General features: G+C 75.6%; 1 protein-coding gene. It reads left to right on the top strand.

What is annotated here, in order from left to right; translation table 11 throughout:
- The first annotated feature begins 18 nt into the window (after window positions 1–18).
- Window positions 19–22,104 (top strand): SDR family NAD(P)-dependent oxidoreductase, encoded by a 22,086-nt coding sequence (locus tag AB0M46_RS25910; protein WP_363339828.1) that lies wholly within the window; start codon window positions 19–21, stop codon window positions 22,102–22,104.
- The last annotated feature ends 3 nt before the right edge of the window (window positions 22,105–22,107 follow it).

Genomic DNA, 22,107 nt, shown 5'->3' with positions numbered 1-22,107 from the left:
AGGAGGCACGCGAGGCCCATGAGCAGCGAGCCCGAGCGGAACCCCGCGGACCGCTACCGGCGGCAGGCCGACCCGATCGCCGTGGTCGGCCTGTCCTGCCGGCTGCCCCAGGCGCCCGACCCGGCGGCGTTCTGGCGGCTGCTGCGCGACGGCGTCGACGCGATCACCGACGCGCCCGCCGGCCGGTGGGACGGCGCCACAATCCGCCGCGGCGGCTTCCTGGACCGCATCGACGGCTTCGACGCGGACTTCTTCCGCATCGCGCCGCGCGAGGCCGTGGCCATGGACCCCCAGCAGCGGCTCCTGCTGGAGCTGGCCTGGGAGGCGCTGGAGGACGCCGCGGTCGTGCCGGCCACCCTCGGGGGCAGCCGCACGGGCGTCTTCGTCGGGGCGATCGCCTGGGACTACGCCACGCTGTCGCAGCGCGAGGGCCTGCGGGGCATCACGCAGCACACGCTGACCGGGCTGCACCGCGGCATGCTGGCCAACCGGTTGTCGTACCTCTTCGGCCTGCACGGCCCGAGCCTGACCGTCGACGCCGCCCAGTCCTCGTCGCTGGTCGCCGTGCACCTGGCCTGCGAGAGCCTGCGCAGCGGGGAGTCGGACGTCGCCCTGGCCGGCGGCGTGAACCTCAACCTCGTCGCGGACGCCACGGTCGGCGTGGAGCGCTTCGGCGGGCTGTCGCCCGATGGGCGCTGCTTCACCTTCGACGCCCGGGCCAACGGTTACGTGCGCGGCGAGGGCGGCGGCCTGGTCGTGCTGAAACCGCTCGCCGACGCCGTGGCCGCCGGCGACCGGATCTACTGCGTCATCCGCGGCAACGCGGTCAACAACGACGGCGCCACCGGCGGCCTCACCGTCCCCAGCCCCGATGCCCAGGCGGCGGTACTGCGCCACGCCTACGACCGCGCCGGCGTCGCGCCGGCCGACGTGCAGTACGTCGAGCTGCACGGCACGGGCACCCGCGTCGGCGACCCGATCGAGGCCGCGGCCCTGGGCGCCACGCTGGGCGCGGGCCGGGGCGAGGCGGACGCCCTGCTGGTCGGCTCGGCCAAGACCAACGTCGGGCACCTGGAGGGCGCGGCCGGCATCGTCGGCCTGCTCAAGGCGGCGCTGAGCATCAGCCATCGGGAGCTGCCGCCGTCGCTGCACTACCACACGCCCAACCCGGCGATCCCGCTGTCGTCCCTGGGCCTGCGGGTGCACACCGCGCACGGACCGTGGCCGCGCCCCGGCGAACCGCTGGTGGCCGGCGTCAGCTCCTTCGGCATGGGCGGCACGAACTGCCATCTCGTGCTGTCCTCGTTCGACGGCCCGTCCACTGTGGACCATTTCGCTCCCGTACCCCCCGCGGCGGCCCTGGTCGTGTCGGCGCGCGACGCCGAGGCGCTGCGCGGGCAGGGGGCCCGGCTGGCCGCGCACCTCGCCGAACGGCCGGACCTCGACCTCGCCGGCGTGGCCCGGTCCCTGGTCTCGTCCCGCACCCTCTTCGCCGAGCGGGCCGTCATCGTCGGCGCCGGCCGCGAGGACGCGCTGCGCGGGCTGGCCGCGCTGGCCTCCGGCGAACCGGCCACCCAGCTGGTGCAGGGCCGCGCGACCGGCGGCGGGCTGGCCGTGCTCTTCCCCGGCCTGGGCAGCCAGCGCGACGGCATGGGCCGCGAGCTGTACGAGGCGTACCCGGCCTTCGCTGCCGCCCTCGACGACGTCTGCGCGCACCTCGACCCGCTGCTGGACCTCCCGCTGCGGCGGCTGCTGTGGGGCGGCTCCCCGCTGCTGCACGAGACGCCCTTCACGCAGCCGGCCGTGTTCGCGCTCGAGGTGGCGCTGTTCCGGCTGGTCGAGTCGTTCGGGGTCCGGCCGGACCGCCTGATCGGCCACTCGGCCGGCGAGGTGGCCGTCGCCCACGCGGCCGGCGTGCTGGACCTCGCCGACGCCTGCACCCTCATCGCGGCCCGCGGCCGGCTCATGGGCACGCTGCCGACCGGCGGCGCGATGATCGCCGTGCAGGCCACCGAGGAGGAGGTCGCCGCGGCCATCGCCGAGCACGGCGGCGCGGTGAGCATCGGCGGCGTGAACGCCCCGCAGTCGGTGGTGGTCTCCGGCGACGCCGGCGCGGCCGAGGCCGTCGCCGCCCGGTTCGCCGCCGAGGGCCGGCGCACCAAGCGGATCCGGGTGACGGTGGCCGGGCACTCGCCGCACACCGACGGGATGCTGGAGGAGTACCGGCGGGTGGCGGAGGGGCTGACCTTCCGGCCGCCGGCCATCCAGGTGGTCTCGACCGTCACCGGCGGTCCGGCCGGGGCCGAGCAGCTGTGCACCCCCGAGCACTGGGTGGCCAACGTCCGCGGCACGGTGCGGTTCCACGACTGCCTGCGCGAGCTGGAGGCGGCGGGCACGGCGGCGTACCTCGAGCTGGGCCCCGACGGCGCGCTGAGCGCGATGGCCCGCGACGGCCTGACCGGCACCCCGGCGATCGCCGCGGCCATGCGCCCCGACCGCCCCGAGCCCGTGACCCTGCTGGCCGCGCTCGGGCACCTCCACGCGCACGGCGTGCCGGTCGACTGGGCCGCGGTCAACGGCGGCCCGGGCCCACGGGTTGCCCTGCCCACGTACGCGTTCCAGCGCCGCCGGTACTGGCTCGGCGACGCTCCCGCCGCCTCGGACGCGCCGATGCGACCACGGGCGGAAGACCTCGACACGCTGGCCACGGTCCGCGCACACGTGGCCGTCACCCTGGGACACGACTCGGCCGGCCGGGTGGACACCGCGCTGCCGTTCCGGGACCTCGGCTTCGACTCGCTCACGGCGGTCGAGCTGGTCACCCGGCTGCGGACCGCGACCGGGCTGCCGGTGCCCGCCACCGCGCTGTTCGACCACCCGACCCCGGAGGCACTCGCGGCGCACCTGCGCGACCTGCTCGCCGGCGCGGACACCCGGCCGGTGGCGCTCCCGGTCGCGGCGGGGCCGGCCGACGAGCCGATCGCGATCGTCGGCATGGCCTGCCGGTTCCCTGGCGACGTTCGGTCACCGGAGGATCTCTGGCGGCTGGTCGAGCGCGGCGACGACGCGACCGGCCCGTTCCCCGCCAACCGCGGCTGGGACCTCGACGCGCTGCGGGAGTCCTGCGCCACCGAGCGCGGCGGCTTCCTCTACGACGCCGACGGCTTCGACCCCGCCTTCTTCGGCATCAGCCCGCGCGAGGCGGCGGCGATGGACCCGCAGCAGCGGGTCGTGCTGGAGACCGCATGGGAGGCCTTCGAGCGGGCCGGGATCGACCCCGCAACGCTGCGCGGCCGCCCCGCCGGTGTCTTCGTCGGCACGATCCCGCAGGAGTACGGCCCGAGGCTGCACGAGGGCGCGCCGGGCGCCGACGGCTACCTCCTCACCGGCAACACGACGAGCGTGGTCTCCGGCCGCGTCGCCTACAGCTTCGGCCTGCAGGGCCCCGCGGTCACGGTCGACACCGCCTGCTCGTCCTCCCTGGTCGCCCTGCACCTGGCCGCCCAGTCGCTGCGCCAGGGCGAGTGCGAGGTGGCGCTGGCCGGCGGCGTGACGGTGATGGCCGCCCCGGGCCTGTTCACCGAGTTCACCCGGCAGGGCGGCCTGGCCCCGGACGGCCGCTGCAAGCCGTTCGCCGCCGCGGCCGACGGCACCGCCTGGAGCGAGGGCGCCGGCCTGCTGGTCCTGCAGCGCCTGTCCGACGCCCGCCGGGCCGGCCGCACGGTCCTGGCGGTGCTGCGCGGAACGGCCGTCAACTCCGACGGCGCCTCCAACGGCCTCACCGCCCCCAACGGCCCCTCCCAGCAGCGGGTCATCGCCCAAGCCCTCGCCAACGCCGGCCTGCGACCGTCCGACGTCGACGCCGTCGAGGCCCACGGCACCGGCACCACCCTGGGCGACCCCATCGAGGCCCAGGCCCTGCTGGCCGCCTACGGCCGGGACCGCCCGACGCCGCTGCGCCTCGGCTCGATCAAGTCGAACATCGGCCACACCCAGGCCGCCGCGGGCGTGGCCGGGGTCATCAAGATGGTCATGGCCCTGCGTCACGGCCTGCTGCCCGCCCAGCTGCACACGGACGCGCCCAGCCCGCACGTCGACTGGTCCGCCGGGAGCGTGTCCCTGCTGACCGAGCCGGTGCCCTGGCCGGCCGACGGCGACCGCCCGCGCCGAGCCGGGGTGTCGTCGTTCGGCATCAGCGGCACCAACGCCCACGTCATCATCGAAGAGCCCCCACCGGCCGATCCCGCGACGCCTTCCGAAGGCCCGTTCCCCTGGCTCCTGTCGGCCCGCACCGAGCCCGCCCTGCGCGCCTCGGCCCGCCGGCTCGCACCGGTGGACATCGACCCCGCCGATGCGGCGCACACCCTGGCCCAACGAGGGCGCCTCGAACACCGGGCCCTAGTCATCGGCGACGACCTCGAAGAACTGCGTTCCGGCCTCAACGCCCTCGCCTCCGGCCAACCGGCACCCAACCTCATCCAGGGAACCGCAGCCCCCACTGGCAAAACCGTCTTCGTCTTCCCCGGCCAGGGTTCGCAATGGTCCGGCATGGCCGCCGACCTCTTGGAAACCTCACCCGTCTTCGCCGACGCATACCAAGCCTGCGCCGAAGCCCTCGCCCCCTACGTGACCATCTCGCTCAACGCCACCGAACCCGTCGACGTCGTCCAGCCGACGTTGTTCGCCGTCATGGTCAGCCTCGCGCGGCTCTGGCAAGCACACGGAGTCGAACCCGACGCGGTCATCGGCCACTCCCAGGGCGAAATCGCCGCCGCTCACATCGCCGGCGCACTCACCCTTGACGACGCCGCACGAGTGGTTGCCTTGCGAGCCCAGGCACTCACCCAGCTCGCCGGAACCGGCGGCATGCAGTCCATCCAACTGCCCGCAGACCAAATCGAGCTGCCGGACGGGGCTTGGATCGCCGCATACAACAGCCCAACCACAACTGTGGTCGCCGGGGCACCCGAGGCTTTGGACCAAATGCCGGGGCGCCGCATCGACGTCGACTACGCCTCGCACACGCCACACGTCGAAGCACTCCACGACCAAATCCTCACCGACCTCGCCGGCATCACACCGCAAACCGGAGACATACCGCTCTACTCAACCCTCACCGCCGGGCCGATCGACCATCTCCGACTCGACGCCAACTACTGGTACGACAACCTCAGACACCCCGTCCGGTTCAGGGACACCCTCGAAGCACTCACCGGACACACCGTATTCGTCGAAATCAGCCCACACCCCGTACTCACCATCGGGGTCAGCGAAACGCTTCCCGACGCACGGGCCATACCGACGCTCCGGCGCCACGAACCCGGACTCCGGCAGTTCCGCACCTCGCTCGGACACGCCGACATCGCCGGGCTGAAGGTCGACTGGCGGGTCGGCGGGACGTTTACCGAGCTGCCGGGATATCCGTTCGAGCATCGGCGGTACTGGATCGGCTCCTCGACCACCGTCGGCCACCATCCCCTGCTCGGGGTGGCGACCCAGATCGCGGACCAGCAGCAGACCGTGTTCGCGGCCAGGGTGTCCCTCGACAACCTTCCATGGCTGGCCGACCACACCGTCAACGAGACCGTGCTGCTGCCGGGGGCCGCATTCGCCGAGCTCGCCCTTGCCGCCGCCGGCCACGCCGGAGTCGCCGACCTCACCCTGGAGGCGCCCCTGGTGCTGCCGGACCGCGGCGCGGTGCAGCTGCAGGTCATCGTCGAGGACGCGGGGCGCTTCAGCATCCACGGGCGGCCCGACGGCGCCGACGACTGGACCACGCACGCGACCGGCGCGCTCGGCACCGGGCCGGCGGGTGCCGGGGAGCGGCTCGGCGCATGGCCACCGCCGGGCGCCGTGCCGGTGCCCGTGGACGACCTCTACGACCGGCTGGCCGCCGCCGGGTACGGCTATGGCCCGGTCTTCCAGGGCCTGCGGGCCGCCTGGCGGCTGGGCGACGAGGTCTACGCCGAGGTGAGCCTCCCGGCCGACGCCTCGACCGGCGGCTTCGGCATCCACCCGGCGCTGCTGGACGCGGCGCTGCACGCCGTCGTCGGCGTCATGTGGGAGCCGAACCGCGCGCTGCTGCCCTTCGCCTGGTCCGGCCTGCGGCGGCACGGGGCGGCTGGGCCACGGCTGCGGGTCCGGCTCGCGCCGGCCGGGCCGAACGCGGTCGCCGTGACCCTCGCCGACCCGGACGGCGCACCCGTGCTGAGCCTGGCGTCGCTGGCCCTGCGGCCGGCCGGTGCCGGGGCGCCGCCGCTGTACCGCGTGGAGTGGACGCCCGCGCCGCCCGGCGGCGGGCCGGAGCCCGAGCTGGTGGTCGCGGCCCCCGACTCGCGGCCGGCCGCCCCCGAGCTGGTGGTCGTGGCCCCCGACTCGCTGCCGGCCGCGCTCAAGCTGGTGCAGGCGTGGCTGGCCGACGAGGCCAACGCCGAGCGCCGCCTGGCCGTGGTGACCCGGCGCGCGGTCGCCCTCGACGGCTCACCCGACCTGGGGCTGGCCCCGATCTGGGGCCTGGTTCGCTCGGCCCAGACCGAGCACCCGGGCCGCATCGTGCTGGTCGACCTGGACGGCTCCGGCGACTCCGGACCGCCCCCGCTGCCGCCGGGCGAGCCGCAGGTGGCGGTTCGTGGCGGCGCGACGTATGTGCCCCGGCTGGCCCGGGCGCCCGGCGACGCCTCGCCGGGCGTGCCGATCGGGTCCCGCGGCACGGTACTGATCACCGGGGGCACCGGCACGCTGGGCGGGTTGCTGGCGCGGCATCTCGTGGCGGCGCACGGCGTCCGGCGCCTCCTGCTGACGAGCCGCCGGGGACCGGACGCGCCCGGGGCCGCGGAACTGCGGGCCGAGCTGGCCAAGCTCGGGGCGGACGTCACGGTGGCCGCGTGCGACGTGGGCGACCGCGAGGCGCTCGCCGCGCTGTTGGACGCGCACCCGGTCTCGGCGGTCGTGCACGCGGCCGGCGTGCTGGACGACGCGCCGTTCGGCGGGCTCACCCCGCAGCGGCTCGAGGCCGTGCTGCGGCCCAAGGCCGAGGCCGCCCGGCACCTGCACGAGCTGGCCGGGGAGCTCGACCACTTCATCCTCTTCTCCTCGGCGGCCGGCACGCTCGGCACCGCGGGGCAGGCGAGCTACGCCGCCGCCAACGCGTACCTCGACGCCCTGGCCGAGCACCGCCGGGCCCTCGGGCGGCCCGCCGTGTCGCTGGCGTGGGGGCTGTGGGCGCCCGGCAGCGGGCTGACCGGGCGGCTGAGCGACGCCGACCGGGCGCGGCTCGGGCGGGCCGGCGTCGCGCCGCTGGCCGCCGAGCAGGGGCTCGCCCTGTTCGACGCCGCGCTCCGGTCCGGCGCGGCGGTGACCGTGCCGATGCTGCTGGACCTGCCGGCGCTGCGGGCGCAGGCCGCGGCCGGTGCGCTGCCGCCGCTGATGCGCGGGCTGGTGCGCGCGCCCGCGCGGCGGGCGGCCGAGGACGGGGACGGCGGCTCGTCCTGGGCGCGGGTGCTGGCGGCGCTGCCCCGCGCGGACCGGGAGCGGCAGGTGCTCGCCCTGGTGCGGGCCCAGGCCGCGACCGTGCTCGGGCTGGCCGGCGAGGAGGCCGTGCCGGCGCAGCGCCCCTTCAAGGAGCTGGGCTTCGACTCGCTGACCGCGGTCGAGCTGCGCGGGCGGCTCGCGGCGGCCACCGGGCTGCGGCTGCCGGCCACGCTCGTCTTCGACTATCCGACGCCGCTGGCGCTGTCCGCGTTCGTGGTCGAGCAGATCGTCGGGGCCGCGCCCGCGCCGGTGGCCGCCCGGGCCCGCGGCGCGCTCGACGAGCCGATCGCCATCGTGGCCATGGCCTGCCGGTACCCCGGCGGCGTGCGCACCCCGGAAGACCTCTGGCGCCTGGTCGACTCCGGCGGCGACGCGATCGGCGAGTTCCCCTCCGACCGCGGCTGGGACCTGGACCGGCTCTACGATCCCGACCCCGACCACCCGGGCACGCTGTACGCCCGGGCGGGTGGCTTCCTGCACGACGCGGCCGCGTTCGACGCCGGCTTCTTCGGGCTGAGCCCGCGCGAGGCGCAGGCCACCGACCCGCAGCACCGGCTGCTGCTGGAGACGGCGTGGGAGTCCTTCGAGCGGGCCGGGATCGACCCCGCGTCGCTGCGCCGCACCCGGACCGGCGTCTTCACCGGCGTGATCTACCAGGACTACGGCCAGCGGCTGCTGGATCGGCCCGGCGACGGGTACGAGGGGTACCTGCCCACCGGCGGCACCGGCAGCGTCGCCTCCGGGCGGCTGGCGTACACGTTCGGCCTCGAGGGGCCGGCCGTCACCATCGACACCGCCTGCTCCTCCTCGCTGGTCGCCCTGCACCTGGCCGCCCAGTCGCTGCGCCAGGGCGAGTGCGACCTGGCGCTGGCCGGCGGCGTCACCGTCATGGCCACCCCGGGCATGTTCATCGCGTTTTCCCGCCAGCGCGGCCTGGCCCCCGACGGCCGCTGCAAGCCCTTCGGCGCAAGCGCGGACGGCACCGGCTGGGCCGAGGGCGCGGGCCTGCTCCTCCTGCAACGCCTCTCGGACGCCCGGCGCGCCGGTCACCCGATCCTGGCCGTGCTGCGCGGCTCGGCCGTCAACTCCGACGGCGCCTCCAACGGCCTGACGGCCCCCAACGGCCCCTCCCAGCAGCGGGTCATCGCCCAGGCCCTAGCCAACGCCGGCCTCCAACCGTCCGACGTCGACGCCGTCGAGGCCCACGGCACCGGCACGACGCTGGGCGACCCCATCGAGGCCCAGGCCCTGCTGGCCGCCTACGGCCAACGCCCGGGCAACAACCCCCTGTGGCTCGGCTCACTCAAATCCAACCTCGGCCACACCCAGGCCGCGGCCGGCGTCGGCGGCGTCATCAAGATGGTCATGGCCCTGCGCCACGAAAGCCTGCCGAGGACGCTGCACGCCGACGAGCCGACCCCGCACGTCGACTGGTCCGCGGGGAGCGTGTCCCTGCTGACCGAGCCGGTGCCCTGGCCGACCGGCGACCGGCCACGCCGAGCCGGGGTGTCGGCCTTCGGCATCAGCGGCACCAACGCCCACGTCATCATCGAGGAGCCCCCGCCGGCCGGCCCCGCGACGCCTTCCAATGGCCCGTTCCCCTGGCTTCTGTCGGCCCGCACCGAACCGGCCCTGCGCGCCTCGGCCCGGCAACTCTCCGAAACGGACGCCGACCCGGCCGACGCGGCGCACACCCTGGCCCAACGAGGGCGCCTCGAACACCGGGCCCTGGTCATCGGCGACGACCTGGAAGAACTGCGTTCCGGCCTCAACGCCCTCGCCTCCGGCCAGCCGGCACCCAACGTCGTCCAGGGGGTGCCGGCCCCCGCCGGCAAAACCGTCTTCGTCTTCCCCGGCCAGGGTTCGCAATGGTCCGGCATGGCCGCCGACCTCTTGGAAACCTCACCCGTCTTCGCCGACGCATACCAAGCCTGCGCCGAAGCCCTCGCCCCCTACGTGACCATCTCGCTCAACGCCACCGAACCCGTCGACATCGTCCAACCCACACTGTTCGCCGTCATGGTCAGCCTCGCCCGACTCTGGCAAGCACACGGCATCGAACCCGACGCCGTCATCGGCCACTCCCAAGGCGAAATCGCCGCCGCCCACATCGCCGGCGCACTCACCCTCGACGACGCCGCACGAATCGTCGCCCTCCGAGCCCGCGCACTCACCCGACTCGCCGGAACCGGCGGCATGCAATCCATCCAACTCCCCGCAGACCAAATCGAACTCCCCGACGGGGCCTGGATCGCCGCATACAACAGCCCAACCACCACCGTCGTCGCCGGGGCACCCGAAGCCCTCGACCAAATGCCCGGGCGCCGCATCGACGTCGACTACGCCTCACACACACCACACGTCGAAGCACTCCACGACCAAATCCTCACCGACCTCGCCGACATCACGCCACAGACCGGAGACATACCGCTCTACTCGACACTCACCGCCGGACCGATCAACCACCAGCAACTCGACGCCAACTACTGGTACGACAACCTCAGACACCCAGTCCGATTCCGCGACACGCTCGAAGCACTCACCGGGCACACCGTATTCGTCGAAGTCAGCCCACACCCGGTGCTCACCATCGGGGTCAGTGAAACGCTTCCCGATGCACGGGCCATAGCGACGCTCCGGCGCCACGAACCCGGACTCCGGCAGTTCCGCACCTCGCTCGGACACGCCGACATCGCCGGGCTGAAGGTCGACTGGGGGCTCGGGGGCGGGCACGCCGATCTGCCGACGTATCCGTTCGAGTACCGGCGGTACTGGCTCAATGCCTCCGCCGGGGCCGGGGACCGCGGGCATCCGCTGCTCGGGGCGGGCGACCAGATCGCGGAGCAGCGCCAGACCGTGTTCACCAGCGTCGTATCGCTCGGCCGGCACCCGTGGCTGGGCGACCATGCGGTGCACGGGACGGCGCTGCTGCCCGGGGCCGCGTTCGCCGAGCTGGCCCTCGCGGCGGGGGCGCACGCCGGGCGGGAGCGGCTCGACGAGCTGACCCTGCACGCCCCGCTGACGCTGCCCGGGCAGGCCCCGGTACGGCTGCAGGTCATCCTCGGCGACGACGGGCAGGTCGAGATCTTCTCGCGGCCGGACGGCGACGACCACACCGCCTGGACCCGGCACGCCAGCGGGCTCCTGGGCGAAGGGGCGGCCGAACCGGAGCCGTGGGCCGGCGCCTGGCCGCCCGCCGGGGAGGCGGTCGAGCTGGACGAGCTGTACGAGCGGCTGGCCGAGCGCGGGTACGGGTACGGGGAGACGTTCCAGGGACTGCGGGCGGCCTGGCGGGCCGGGGACGTGGTGCACGCCGAGGTGCGGTTGCCCGAGGGGCTCGACGCCGGCGGGTACGGTCTGCACCCCGCCCTCCTCGACGCCGCCCTCCACGTCGTGCACCTCGACCGGGCCGACGGCGGCGGCGTGGACCTGCCGTTCGCGTGGGGCGGCGTGGCGCTGCACGCGCGCGGGGCCACCGCGCTGCGGGTGCGGCTGGCCCGCAACGCCGACGGCACCGTCGCGCTCGACCTCGCCGACGGCGACGGGCGGCCGGTGGCGACGGTCGGGTCGCTTGCGGTGCGGGCGGTCGACGCCGGGCGGCTGGCTCTGGGCGGGGACCCGCACCGGGACGCGCTCTTCGGCGTCGACTGGGAGCCGGTGGCGGGCGCACCGATCGCCGGCTTGGTCGCGACGCTCGACCTCGGGTTGGCGGGGGCCGCCCGGTACCCGGACCTGCGGGCCGTCGCCGCGGCCGAGCCGGTGCCGGGGACCGTGTTCGCGCCGCTGCCCGCCGCGCCCGCGCAAGTGCTCGAGCTGTTGCGGGGGTGGTTGGGCGAGCCGCGGTTCGCGACCGCGCGGCTGGTGCTGGTCGGCTCGGGCGCGGTCGCGGTGCGCGCCGGGGAGGCGCCCGACCCGGATCTCGCGGCCGGGTGGGGGCTGGTCCGCTCCGCGCAGGCCGAGCACCCGGACCGATTCGTGCTCCTCGACCTGCCCACGGGCACCGCCCTACCCACGGACGCCGGGCTGGTGCTGGCCGATGGTGAGCCGCAGCTCGCTGTACGAGACGGGGTAACGCTTCGGCCGCGGCTGGTCCGGATCGCCCCGGCGCCCGCGACCATCGAGACCGACGGTGTGGTGCTGGTCACCGGCGGCACCGGGATGGCCGGGGCGCACGTGGCCCGGCACCTGGTGACCGCGCACGGGTTGCGGCGGCTGCTCGTGACGAGCCGGAGGGGCCTGGCGGCGGACGGGGCCGCCGAGCTGCGCGACGAGCTGGCGGCGCTCGGGGCGGACGTCACGGTGGCCGCGTGCGACGTGGGCGACCGCGAAGCGCTGGCCGCGCTGCTGGACGCGCACCCGGTCACCGCGGTCGTCCATGCGGCCGGCGTGCTCGACGACGCGACCCTCGACAACCTGACGCCGGGGCGGCTGGATGCGGTACTGCGGCCGAAGCTCGACGCCGCAAGGCACCTCGACGAGCTGACCGCCGACCGGCCCCTGGCCGCGTTCGTGCTCTTCTCGTCGCTGGCCGGCACGCTGGGCACGCCCGGGCAGGCCAACTACGCGGCGGCCAACGCCGGGCTGGAGGCCATCGCCGCGCGGCGCCGGGCGGCCGGGCGGCCGGGCGTGGCCATCGCGTGGGGCCGGTGGGAGCAGGCCAGCGGCATGACCGGCCACCTCGGCGACGCGGACGTGGCCCGGCTCGGCCGTGAGGGCATCCTCGCGATGCCGGCCGCGCAGGCCCTCGCCCTCTTCGACGCGGCGCTCGGCGCGGGCCGCGACACCGTCGTGGCGGCCCGGCTCAGCCCGCCCGCCCTGCGCGAGCTGGCCGGCGACGGCGCGCTGCCGCCGATCCTGCGCGGTCTGGTCCGCGCGCCGGCCCGCCGCGCGACCACCGCCGCCGCGGCCGACTGGGCGACCCCGGACGGGGCGCTGACCCTGGTCCGCGCCGCGGTCGCCGCCGTGCTCGGCCACACCGGCGGCGAACACGTCGACGCCACCCGCGCCTTCAAAGACCTCGGCTTCGACTCACTCACCGCCGTCGAACTGCGCAACCGCCTCCAAACCGCCACCGGCCAACGCCTCCCCGCCACCCTCGTCTTCGACTTCCCCACCCCGGCCGCGCTCGCCACCCACCTGCTGGACCGCCGAGCGCCACAGGCGGCGGCCGAGCGGCGCGCCACCACCGACGAGCCGATCGCCGTCATCGGCATGGCCTGCCGCTTCCCCGGCGGCATCCGCACCCCCGAACAGCTCTGGCAACTCCTCGCCGACGGGGGCGACGCGATCGGCGACTTCCCCACCGGCCGCGGCTGGAACCTCGACGACCTCCTCGACGGGGCGCGTTCCTACACCCGGCACGGCGGCTTCATCCACGACGCCGACCAGTTCGACGCGGACTTCTTCGGCATCAACCCCCGCGAGGCCGCGGCCATGGACCCGCAGCAGCGCATCCTGCTGGAGACCAGCTGGGAGACCTTCGAACACGCGGGCATCGACCCGCGCTCGCTGCACGACAGCCAGACGGGCGTGTTCCTCGGCGTCATGTACAACGACTACGGCGCCCGCCTGGTCCACGCCGACCGGCCGCTCGACGACTACGAGGGGTACCTGGCCAACGGCTCGGCGCCCAGCATCGCCTCCGGGCGCATCGCTTACACGTACGGCCTGCAGGGCCCGGCCGTCACCGTCGACACCGCCTGCTCGTCTTCCCTGACCGCGATCCACCTCGCGGCCCAGGCGCTGCACTCCGGTGAGTGTGACCTCGCCCTGGCCGGCGGCACCACGGTCATGGCCGCGCCGACGGTCTTCACCGAGTTCACCCGCCAACAGGGTCTCGCCCCCGACGGCCGCTGCAAACCCTTCGCCGACGCCGCCGACGGCACCGGCTTCTCGGAGGGCACCGGCCTGCTGCTGCTGCAGAAACTGTCCGACGCCCGGCGCGACGGCCGCACGATCCTGGCCGTCATCCGCGGTACCGCGACCAATCAGGACGGCGCCTCCAACGGCCTGACCGCCCCGAACGGCCCGTCCCAGCAGCGGGTCATCAACCAGGCCCTGGCCAACGCCGGCCTGCGACCGTCCGACGTGGACGCGGTGGAGGCCCACGGCACGGGCACCACGCTTGGCGACCCGATCGAGGCCCAGGCGGTGCTCGCCACCTACGGCGCCGACCGGCCCGAGCCGCTGCGCCTCGGCTCCATCAAGTCCAACCTGGGCCACACCCAGGCCGCCGCGGGCGTCGCCGGCGCCATGAAGATGATCCTGGCGCTCAACCACGACCTGCTGCCCAAGACACTCCACGTCGACCGGCCCACCATCCACGTCGACTGGACCACCGGCAACGTCTCGCTCCTGACCGAACCCACGCCCTGGCCCCGCACCGACCGCCCACGACGAGCCGGCATCTCATCCTTCGGCCTGTCGGGCACCAACGCCCACATCATCGTCGAGGAAGCGCCGGCGGCGGATGGGTCCGAGACGCCGGCCGCGGGCCCGCTGTCGTGGCGCCTCTCGGCCCGAGGCCGTGCCGCGCTCCGCGACCTCGGCCGGCACCTGCTGAGGAGCCTGGACCACCACCCCGCCGACATCGCCGCGACGCTCGGCAACCGGGCCGTGCTCGACCATCACGCCACCGTCGTCGGCCACACCACCGACGACCTCCGCGCCGGCCTCGAAGCCCTCACCGACGACCGGCCCGCGCTGAACCTCATCACCACCCACACCCTGGAGCCCCACGGCAAGCTGGCGTTCCTGCTACCGGGCCAGGGCGCCCAAAACGCGGGCATGGGCCACGGCCTCTACACCACCTACCCGGACTTCGCCGCCGCGTTCGACACCGTCGCCGGACACCTCGACCTGCCCATGCACGACATCATGTGGGGCACCCAAACCCACCTACTCAACCAAACCCTCTACACCCAAACCAGCCTCTTCACCCTCCAGATCGCCCTCCACCACCTCCTCCGCGACACCTTCGCCATCACACCCGACTACCTCCTCGGACACTCCGTCGGCGAAATCGCGGGCGCACACCTCGCAGGCATCCTCAGCCTCCCCGACGCCTGCCAACTCCTCCTCACCCGCGCCCGACTCATGCAACAACTGCCACCCGGCGGAGCAATGGCCGCCATCCAAGCCACCCCAGACGAAATCAACGACAACACCATCAGCATCGCCGCCATCAACAGCCCAACCAGCACCGTCATCTCCGGCAACCAAGCCAACGTCGAAGCAGTCGTCCAACGATTCAAAGCCCAAGGACGCAAAGCCACCAACCTCGACGTCTCACACGCATTCCACTCCCACCACATCGACCCCATCCTCGAACAACTCGAAACCATCGCCTCCGGATTGCCACACCGCGAGCCGCACACACCACTCATCGCCAACCTCACCGGCGAACGCATCGACGGAACCTACTGGGCGCGGCACGCACGGCAGACCGTCCAGTTCCGCAACGGCGTCGAACAGCTGCACGGACACGGGGTCACCAGATACCTCGAACTCGGGCCCGGCACCGCCCTCACCACCCACGTCGACACCGGAGCCACGGCCGCCACGCTCAACCCGAAGCAGCCAGAAGACCTCGCGCTCCTCGGCGCGCTCGCCTCACTCGGCCTGCGGCACCGCGTCAGCGGACGGCACGTCGACCTGCCCACGTACCCGTTCCAGCGCCGCGGCTACTGGCTCAACCCGCCGGCCGGCGCGGCCGACCCGCGGCACATCGGCCAGCGCCGCACCAACCACCCGCTCCTCCCGTCCGCCGTCGAGCTCGCCGACGGCCAGACCGTCCTCACCGGCCGCCTGACGGCCGACGCGCTGCCCGCCGCCGCGCTCGTCGGGCTGGCGCTGCACGCCGCCGAGCAGGCCGGGTGCGACGGCGTCGAGGAGCTGACCATCCACGCGCCGCTCGCCCCGGACGGCCGCGAGGTGAGCGTCCGCGCCACGATCGGGGCGCCCGGCGAGGGCGGCCGACGCGCGTTCGCCGTGCACTCCCGCGAGGACGACGGCCCGTGGACGGCGCTCGCGGAGGGTTGGCTCGGCGAGGTGGTGGACGTACCGAATCCGGCTCTGGAAATCGCCGAAGACCGGCTTGAGCAAAGCGTCGCCACCCCGGACGGGCCGCCGATGGCCACGACGCTGCGGGGCGCGCGCAGGCGGGCCGGCGGGATCGTGCTGGCGGAGCTGACGTTCCGCCCGCTCACCGCCGAAGAGCTGCACCGCCTGGCCGTCCCGCTGTTCGAGCCCGAGTGGGTGGCGGCGCCCGGACGGGCGCTGCCGCTGCCGGCCCACGCCATGCTCGACCCGGACGACCCGGCCGCGGCCCTGGCCGCCCTGGCCGAGGTGCCCGGCCTGGTGCTGCTGCCGCACGTGGGCGGCCCCGGGACGGCCCGGGAGGCGGTGCGGGCCTGGCTGGGCGACGGCCGGTTCGCCGGTTCGCGCCTCGCCGTCGTCACCCGCCGGGCGGTGGCGGCCGAGCGGCCCGACCCGGACGCCGCGCTCGTGTGGGGCGTGATCCGGGCGGCCCAGGCCGAGCACCCCGGCCGGTTCCTGCTGATCGACGTGGACGGCCCGGAGCTGGTGCCGCCGGTCCTGGTGCCGGGCGAGGACCGGTTCGCGGTCCGCGACGGCGCGCCGCTGGTGCCCCGCCTGGTGCGGGCGAGCGTGCCGCCGGCCCCCGGCGACGTGGTCCTGCACGTCGAGCCCGCGGACCCCGAGGCGACCGGGCGGCGGTTCGAGGAGGCCCCGGCCAAGGCCCGGCTCGTCCTGGTCGCCCCGGCGGAGGCGTACGACTACCCGGCGGCCCTGGCGCCGCGCCGGCCCGGAACCGTCGTGCTGGTCCTGCCGGCGCACCGGCAGCCCGAGCCGGGAAACGTGGACCTGCCGCTGGCCGAGCGGCTGGCCGGGCTGGCCCCGGCCGACCAGCGCCACCTCGTGCTCGATCTGGTCCGCCGCCACCTGGCCGTGGTGCTCGGCCACCCCGACCCGGCCGCCGTCGACACCGCCCGCTCGTTCAAGGAGCTGGGCTTCGACTCGCTGACCGCGGTGGCGCTGCGCAACCGCCTGGCCGAGGCGACCGGTCTGCGACTGCCGGCCACGCTGCTCTTCGACCATCCGGCGCCGGCCGGCCTGGCCGAGCACGTGCGCGACCTCCTGCTGGGCCGCGAGCGCGCGCAGGCTCCGGTGGCGACCGTCGTTGCGGCCGACGAGCCGATCGCGATCGTGGCGATGAGCTGCCGGTACCCCGGCGGCGTGACCTCGCCGGAGGACCTCTGGCGGCTGGTCGCCGACGGCGTCGACGCCACCTCGGACTTCCCGGCCGACCGCGGCTGGGACGTGGACGCGCTCTACGACCCCGACCCCGAGCGGGCCGGCACCTCCTACACCCGCCGCGGCGGCTTCCTGCACGACGCGCACCGCTTCGACCCGGCGTTCTTCGGCATCAGCCCGCGCGAGGCGGTGGCCATCGACCCGCAGCACCGGCTGCTGCTGGAGACGACCTGGGAGGCCCTGGAGCGGGGCGGGATCGCGCCCGACGCGCTGCGCGACAGCGACACCGGGGTGTTCGTGGGCGTGGTGTACAACGACTACCGCTACCGCATCGCCGGCGCCGCCGACGGGCTCGAGGGTCACCTCGACACCGGCAGCGCGGCCAGCATCGCCACCGGCCGCATCGCCTACACCCTCGGCCTGCGCGGCCCGGCGGTCACGGTCGACACGGCGTGCTCGTCGTCGCTGGTCGCGCTGCACCTGGCGGCCCAGTCGCTGCGGCAGGGCGAGTGCTCGCTGGCGCTGGCCGGCGGCGTCACGGTCATGGCCTCGCCCGGCGCGTTCGTGGAGTTCAGCCGCCAGCGGGCGCTGTCGCCGGACGGGCGGTGCCGGGCCTTCGCGGCCGACGCGGACGGGACCGGCTTCGCCGAGGGCATCGGCCTGCTGCTGGTCGAGCGACTCTCCGACGCGCGACGCAATGGGCACCCGGTGCTGGCCGTGCTGCGCGGCTCGGCCGTCAACTCCGACGGCGCCTCCAACGGCCTGACCGCGCCGAGCGGCCCGGCCCAGGAACTGGTCATCCGGCAGGCGCTGGCCAACGCCCGGCTCGGCCCGGCCGAGGTGGACGCGGTCGAGGCGCACGGCACCGGCACATCGCTGGGCGACCCGATCGAGGCGCGGGCGCTGCTGGCGACGTACGGGCGGGACCGGCCGGCGGACCGGCCGCTGTGGCTGGGCTCGCTCAAGTCGAACATCGGGCACACCCAGGGCGCGGCCGGCGTCGGCGGGATCATCAAGATGGTCATGGCGATGCGCCACGCGCGCCTGCCCCGCACCCTGCACGTCGAGGCGCCGACGCCGCGGGTCGACTGGGGCTCGGGCGCGGTCGCGCTGCTCGCCGAGCCGGTGCCGTGGGCGGCGAACGGGCACCCGCGCCGGGCCGGGGTCTCGTCGTTCGGCATGAGCGGCACCAACGCCCACGTCATCATCGAGGAGCCGCCCGCCGCCCCCGTCGCGGACCGGGAGCCGGAGCCGGAGGGCTGGCCGCACGCCTGGCCGCTGTCGGCCCGGACCGCCGCGGCGCTGCGGGAGCACGCCGGGCGGCTCGGGGCGCTGCTGCGCGAGCGGGACGACCTGGCCCCGGCCGACGTGGGCCACACCCTGGCGACCGCGCGGACCGCCTTCGAGCACCGGGCCGTGGTGATCGGGGCGGACCGCGCGGAGCTGCTGGACGGCCTGGCCCAGCTGGAGGCCGGCGTGGCCGCGGACCCGGGGCGGGTCGTGTTCGTGTACCCCGGACAGGGCTCCCAGTGGGTGCGCATGGGCGCCGACCTGCTCGACGCCTCGCCGGTCTTCGCGGCGGCGATCGGCCGCTGCGCCGAGGCGTTCGCGCCCTACGTCGACTGGGATCTCGCCGCCGTGCTGCGCGACGAGCCGGGGGCGGCGTCGCTGGAGCGGATCGAGGTACTGCAGCCGGTCCTCTTCTCGGTCATGATGGCCCTGACCGAGCTCTGGCGGGCGCACGGCATCGAGCCCGCCGCCGTCGTCGGCCACTCCCAGGGCGAGATCGCCGCCGCCTGCGCGGCCGGCATCCTGTCGCTGCCCGACGCCGCCCGCGCGGTCGCGCTGCGCAGCCGGGTCTACGCCGAGACCATGGTCGGCCGGGGCGCGATCGTCTCGGTACGGCTGGCGGCGGAGCAGGTGCTCGAGCGCATCGGGGCGGCCGAGCTGGCCGTGGCCGGGTACAACGGCCCGCACGCCTGCACGGTCGCCGGCGCGCTGCCGGCCGTCGAGCGGTTCGTGGCCGAGTGCGCGGCCGACGGCATCACGGCCCGCATCGTGCCGGTCTCGATCCCGTCGCACACCGACATGGTCCTGCCGCTGCGGGAACGGCTGAACCAGCTGCTGGCCCCGGTGCGGCCGCGGCCGGGCGACGTGCCGTTCTACTCGACGGTGACCGCGGGGCCGCTCGCCGGCGACCGGCTCGGCGTGGAGTACTGGTTCGACAACGTCCACCTGCCAGTGCGCTTCGATCCGGCGATCCGGGCGATGCTCGACGACGGGTACCACACCTTCGTCGAGGTGAGCCCGCACCCGGTGCTCACCGCCGCGCTGCAGGAGATCTTCGACGACGCCGGCAGCGACCGGGCGGTCGCGCTGGGCACGCTGCGGCGCGACGAGCCGGGCCCCCGGCGGTTGCTGACCTCGCTCGCCCAGGCGTGGACGCACGGGCTCCCCGTCCGGTGGAACCGGCCGGGGCGGCGGGTGGACCTGCCGACGTACCCGTTCCAGCGGCGCCGCTACTGGCCGGACGTCACCGTGGCGGCCGAGCGGCCGGTCGCGGCCGGGCACCCCGTGCTCGGCCCGGCGGTCGACCTCGCCGACGGCGACACGACCGTGTTCACCGGGCGGCTGTCGCCGGGCGGCCACCCGTGGCTGGCCGACCACGCGGTCGCCGGGACCGTGCTGCTGCCCGGCACCGGCTTCGTCGAGCTGGCCCTGCACGCCGGGGCGCACGCGGACCGGCCGCACCTGGCCGACCTGACCCTCGACAGCCCGCTCGTGCTGGACCGGCGGGCCCGGCAGGTCCAGGTGGTCGTCGGGCCGGAAGCCGCGGGCGGGCGGCCGGTCACCGTCTACTCGCGGCCGGACACCGGCGAGCCCGAACCGTGGACCCGGCACGCCGCCGGCCTGCTCACCACGGCACCGCCCGAGCCTCTGACCACGGCACCGCCCGAGCCCTTCACCGCGGCACCGCCCGAAGCCCGAAACGCTGCACCGCCCGAAGCCCGAAACGCTGCACCGCCCGAAGCCCGAAACGCTGCACCGCCCGAAGCCCGAAACGCTGCACCGCCCGAAAGCCGGAACGCGGCACGGAACGGGGGCGGTGCGCGGCTGGACGCCTGGCCGCCGCCGGGGGCCGAGCCGATCGGGCTCGACGGGTTCTACGGGCGGCTGGCCGCGGACGGGTACGAGTACGGCCCCGCCTTCCAGGGCCTGCGCGCCGCCTGGCGCAAGGGCGACGACGTCTACGCCGAGGTGGCCCTGCCCGACGACGTCGGCCCGGGAACCTTCGGCATCCACCCGGCACTGCTGGACGCCGCGCTGCACACCATGGCGCTGACCGACGGCTCGGACACGTCCGTGGTGCGGCTGCCCTTCGCCTGGAGTGGCGTGACCCTGCACGCGACCGGGGCCACCACGCTGCGGGTGCGGCTGGCCGCGACCGGGCCGGACTCGGCCGCGCTGACCGTCGCGGACGCGGCCGGCGCGCCGGTGGCCACGGTGGACGGTCTCGCGATCCGGCCTGTGGACGTCGGGCAGCTGCGGCGCACGGGCGGGAGCGACGGGCTCTACGCACTGGAGTGGGTCGAGGTCCGGGCCGACGGCGTTCCCGCGCCGGACACGGTGCTGTGGGACGTTCCGGCCGAGGGTGGGGAGGCTCCGGAGGCTGCCCGCCGTACCGTTGCCGGGGTCTTGGCAATGGTCCAGGAGTGGCTGGCCGACGACGAGTCGGCCGGTCGGCGGCTGCTCGTCGTCACCCGCAACGCGGTCGCGGTGCGCCCCGGGGAGGCACCGGACCCGGCCGCGGCGACCGTCTGGGGGCTGATCCGGGCCGCGCAGGCGGAGAACCCGGACCGCCTCGCGCTGGTCGACGTGGACGACTCGGCAGGTCCACTGTGGAGCGATGACGAGCCGCAGCTGGCCGTGCGCGGGGGTGTCGCCTACGCGCCCCGCCTGGCCCCGCTGGCCGCGCCGCCCGGCCGCAAGCCCCTGAACCCGGCCGGCACCGCGCTCATCACCGGCGGGACCGGCATGATCGGCTCCCTCGTCGCCCGTCATCTGGCCGAGGTGTACGGCGTGCAGCACCTCCTCCTGGCCGGCCGCAAGGGCCCGGAGGCGCCGGGCGCGGACCGGCTGCGCGAGGAGCTCGAGGCGCTCGGCGCCACGGTGACCATCGCCGCCTGCGACGCCGCCGACCCCGAGGCCCTCGCCGCGCTCCTGGCCGCGATACCGCCCGAGCACCCGCTCACCGCGGTCGTCCACGCCGCCGGCGCACTCGACGACGCGACCGTGCCGAACCTGACCGCGGCCCACCTGGACACGGTCCTGCGCCCGAAGGCCGACGCCGCCTGGCACCTGCACCGGCTGGCCGGCGACGTCGAGATGTTCGTGCTGTTCTCCTCCACCGCCGCGCTCGGCAACGCCGGGCAGGCCAACTACGCCGCCGCCAACGCGTTCCTCGACGCGCTCGCCGCGCACCGGCGCGCGCGGGGCCTTGCCGCCGTCTCGCTGGCGTGGGGGCTGTGGGAGCAGGCCGGCGCGATGGGCGAGCACCTGGACGCGGCCGACCGGGCCCGGATGGGCCGGACCGGGATCCTGCCGCTGCCGGCCGAGCGGGGCCTGGCGCTGTTCGACGCGGCGCTGGCGACGGACCGGCCGGCCGCGGTGCCGGCCGCGCTGGACCGGGCCGCGCTGCGGGCCCAGGCCGAGGCGGGGCGGCTGCCGGCGCTCTTCCGCGGGCTGGTCCGCGCCCCCGCGCGGCGGGCCGCGAGCGCCGCTCCCGTGTCCGGGCTGGCCGGGCTGGGCGGGCTGGGCGGGCTGGGCGCCGAGCAGGCCACCGAGGCGATCCGGACGTTGATCCGCGAGCACGCCGCGGTCGTGCTCGGGCTGGCCGGCGGCGAACCGCTGGAGGACGGGCGCGGCTTCCTGGAGATGGGCTTCGACTCGCTCACCGCGGTGGAGTTCCGCAACCGGCTGGGGGCGGCGGCGGGGCTGCGGCTGCCGGCGACCCTGCTGTTCGACTATCCGACGCCGGGGGATCTCGGGAAGTACCTGCTGAGCCAGGTGGCACCCACGGCACGGCCGGCCCCGGGCAGCCTCGACGAGCTGGAGGCGGCGCTGGTGGCCGCCGACGCCGATCCCGAGCTGCGGGCCGCGCTGGCCCGGCGTCTGCAGGACATGCTGGCCCGCCTCGCCGGGCCGGCCGGCGCCGCGGGACCGGACCAGGTGGACCTCGGCGACGCCACCGACGACGAGATCTTCGACTTCATCGACAACGAGCTCGGGACGGGGAGCTGACGC

It is taken from the genome of Dactylosporangium sp. NPDC051485 (assembly GCF_040682015.1).
Lineage (GTDB): Bacteria > Actinomycetota > Actinomycetes > Mycobacteriales > Micromonosporaceae > Dactylosporangium.
This window is presented reverse-complemented; position numbering and strand designations above follow the sequence as displayed.

What these genes read in the sequence shown, in the direction of transcription:
- AB0M46_RS25910 (WP_363339828.1), top strand. Translation starts at nt 19, where the DNA reads ATGAGCAGCGAGCCCGAGCGGAACCCCGCGGACCGCTACCGGCGGCAG.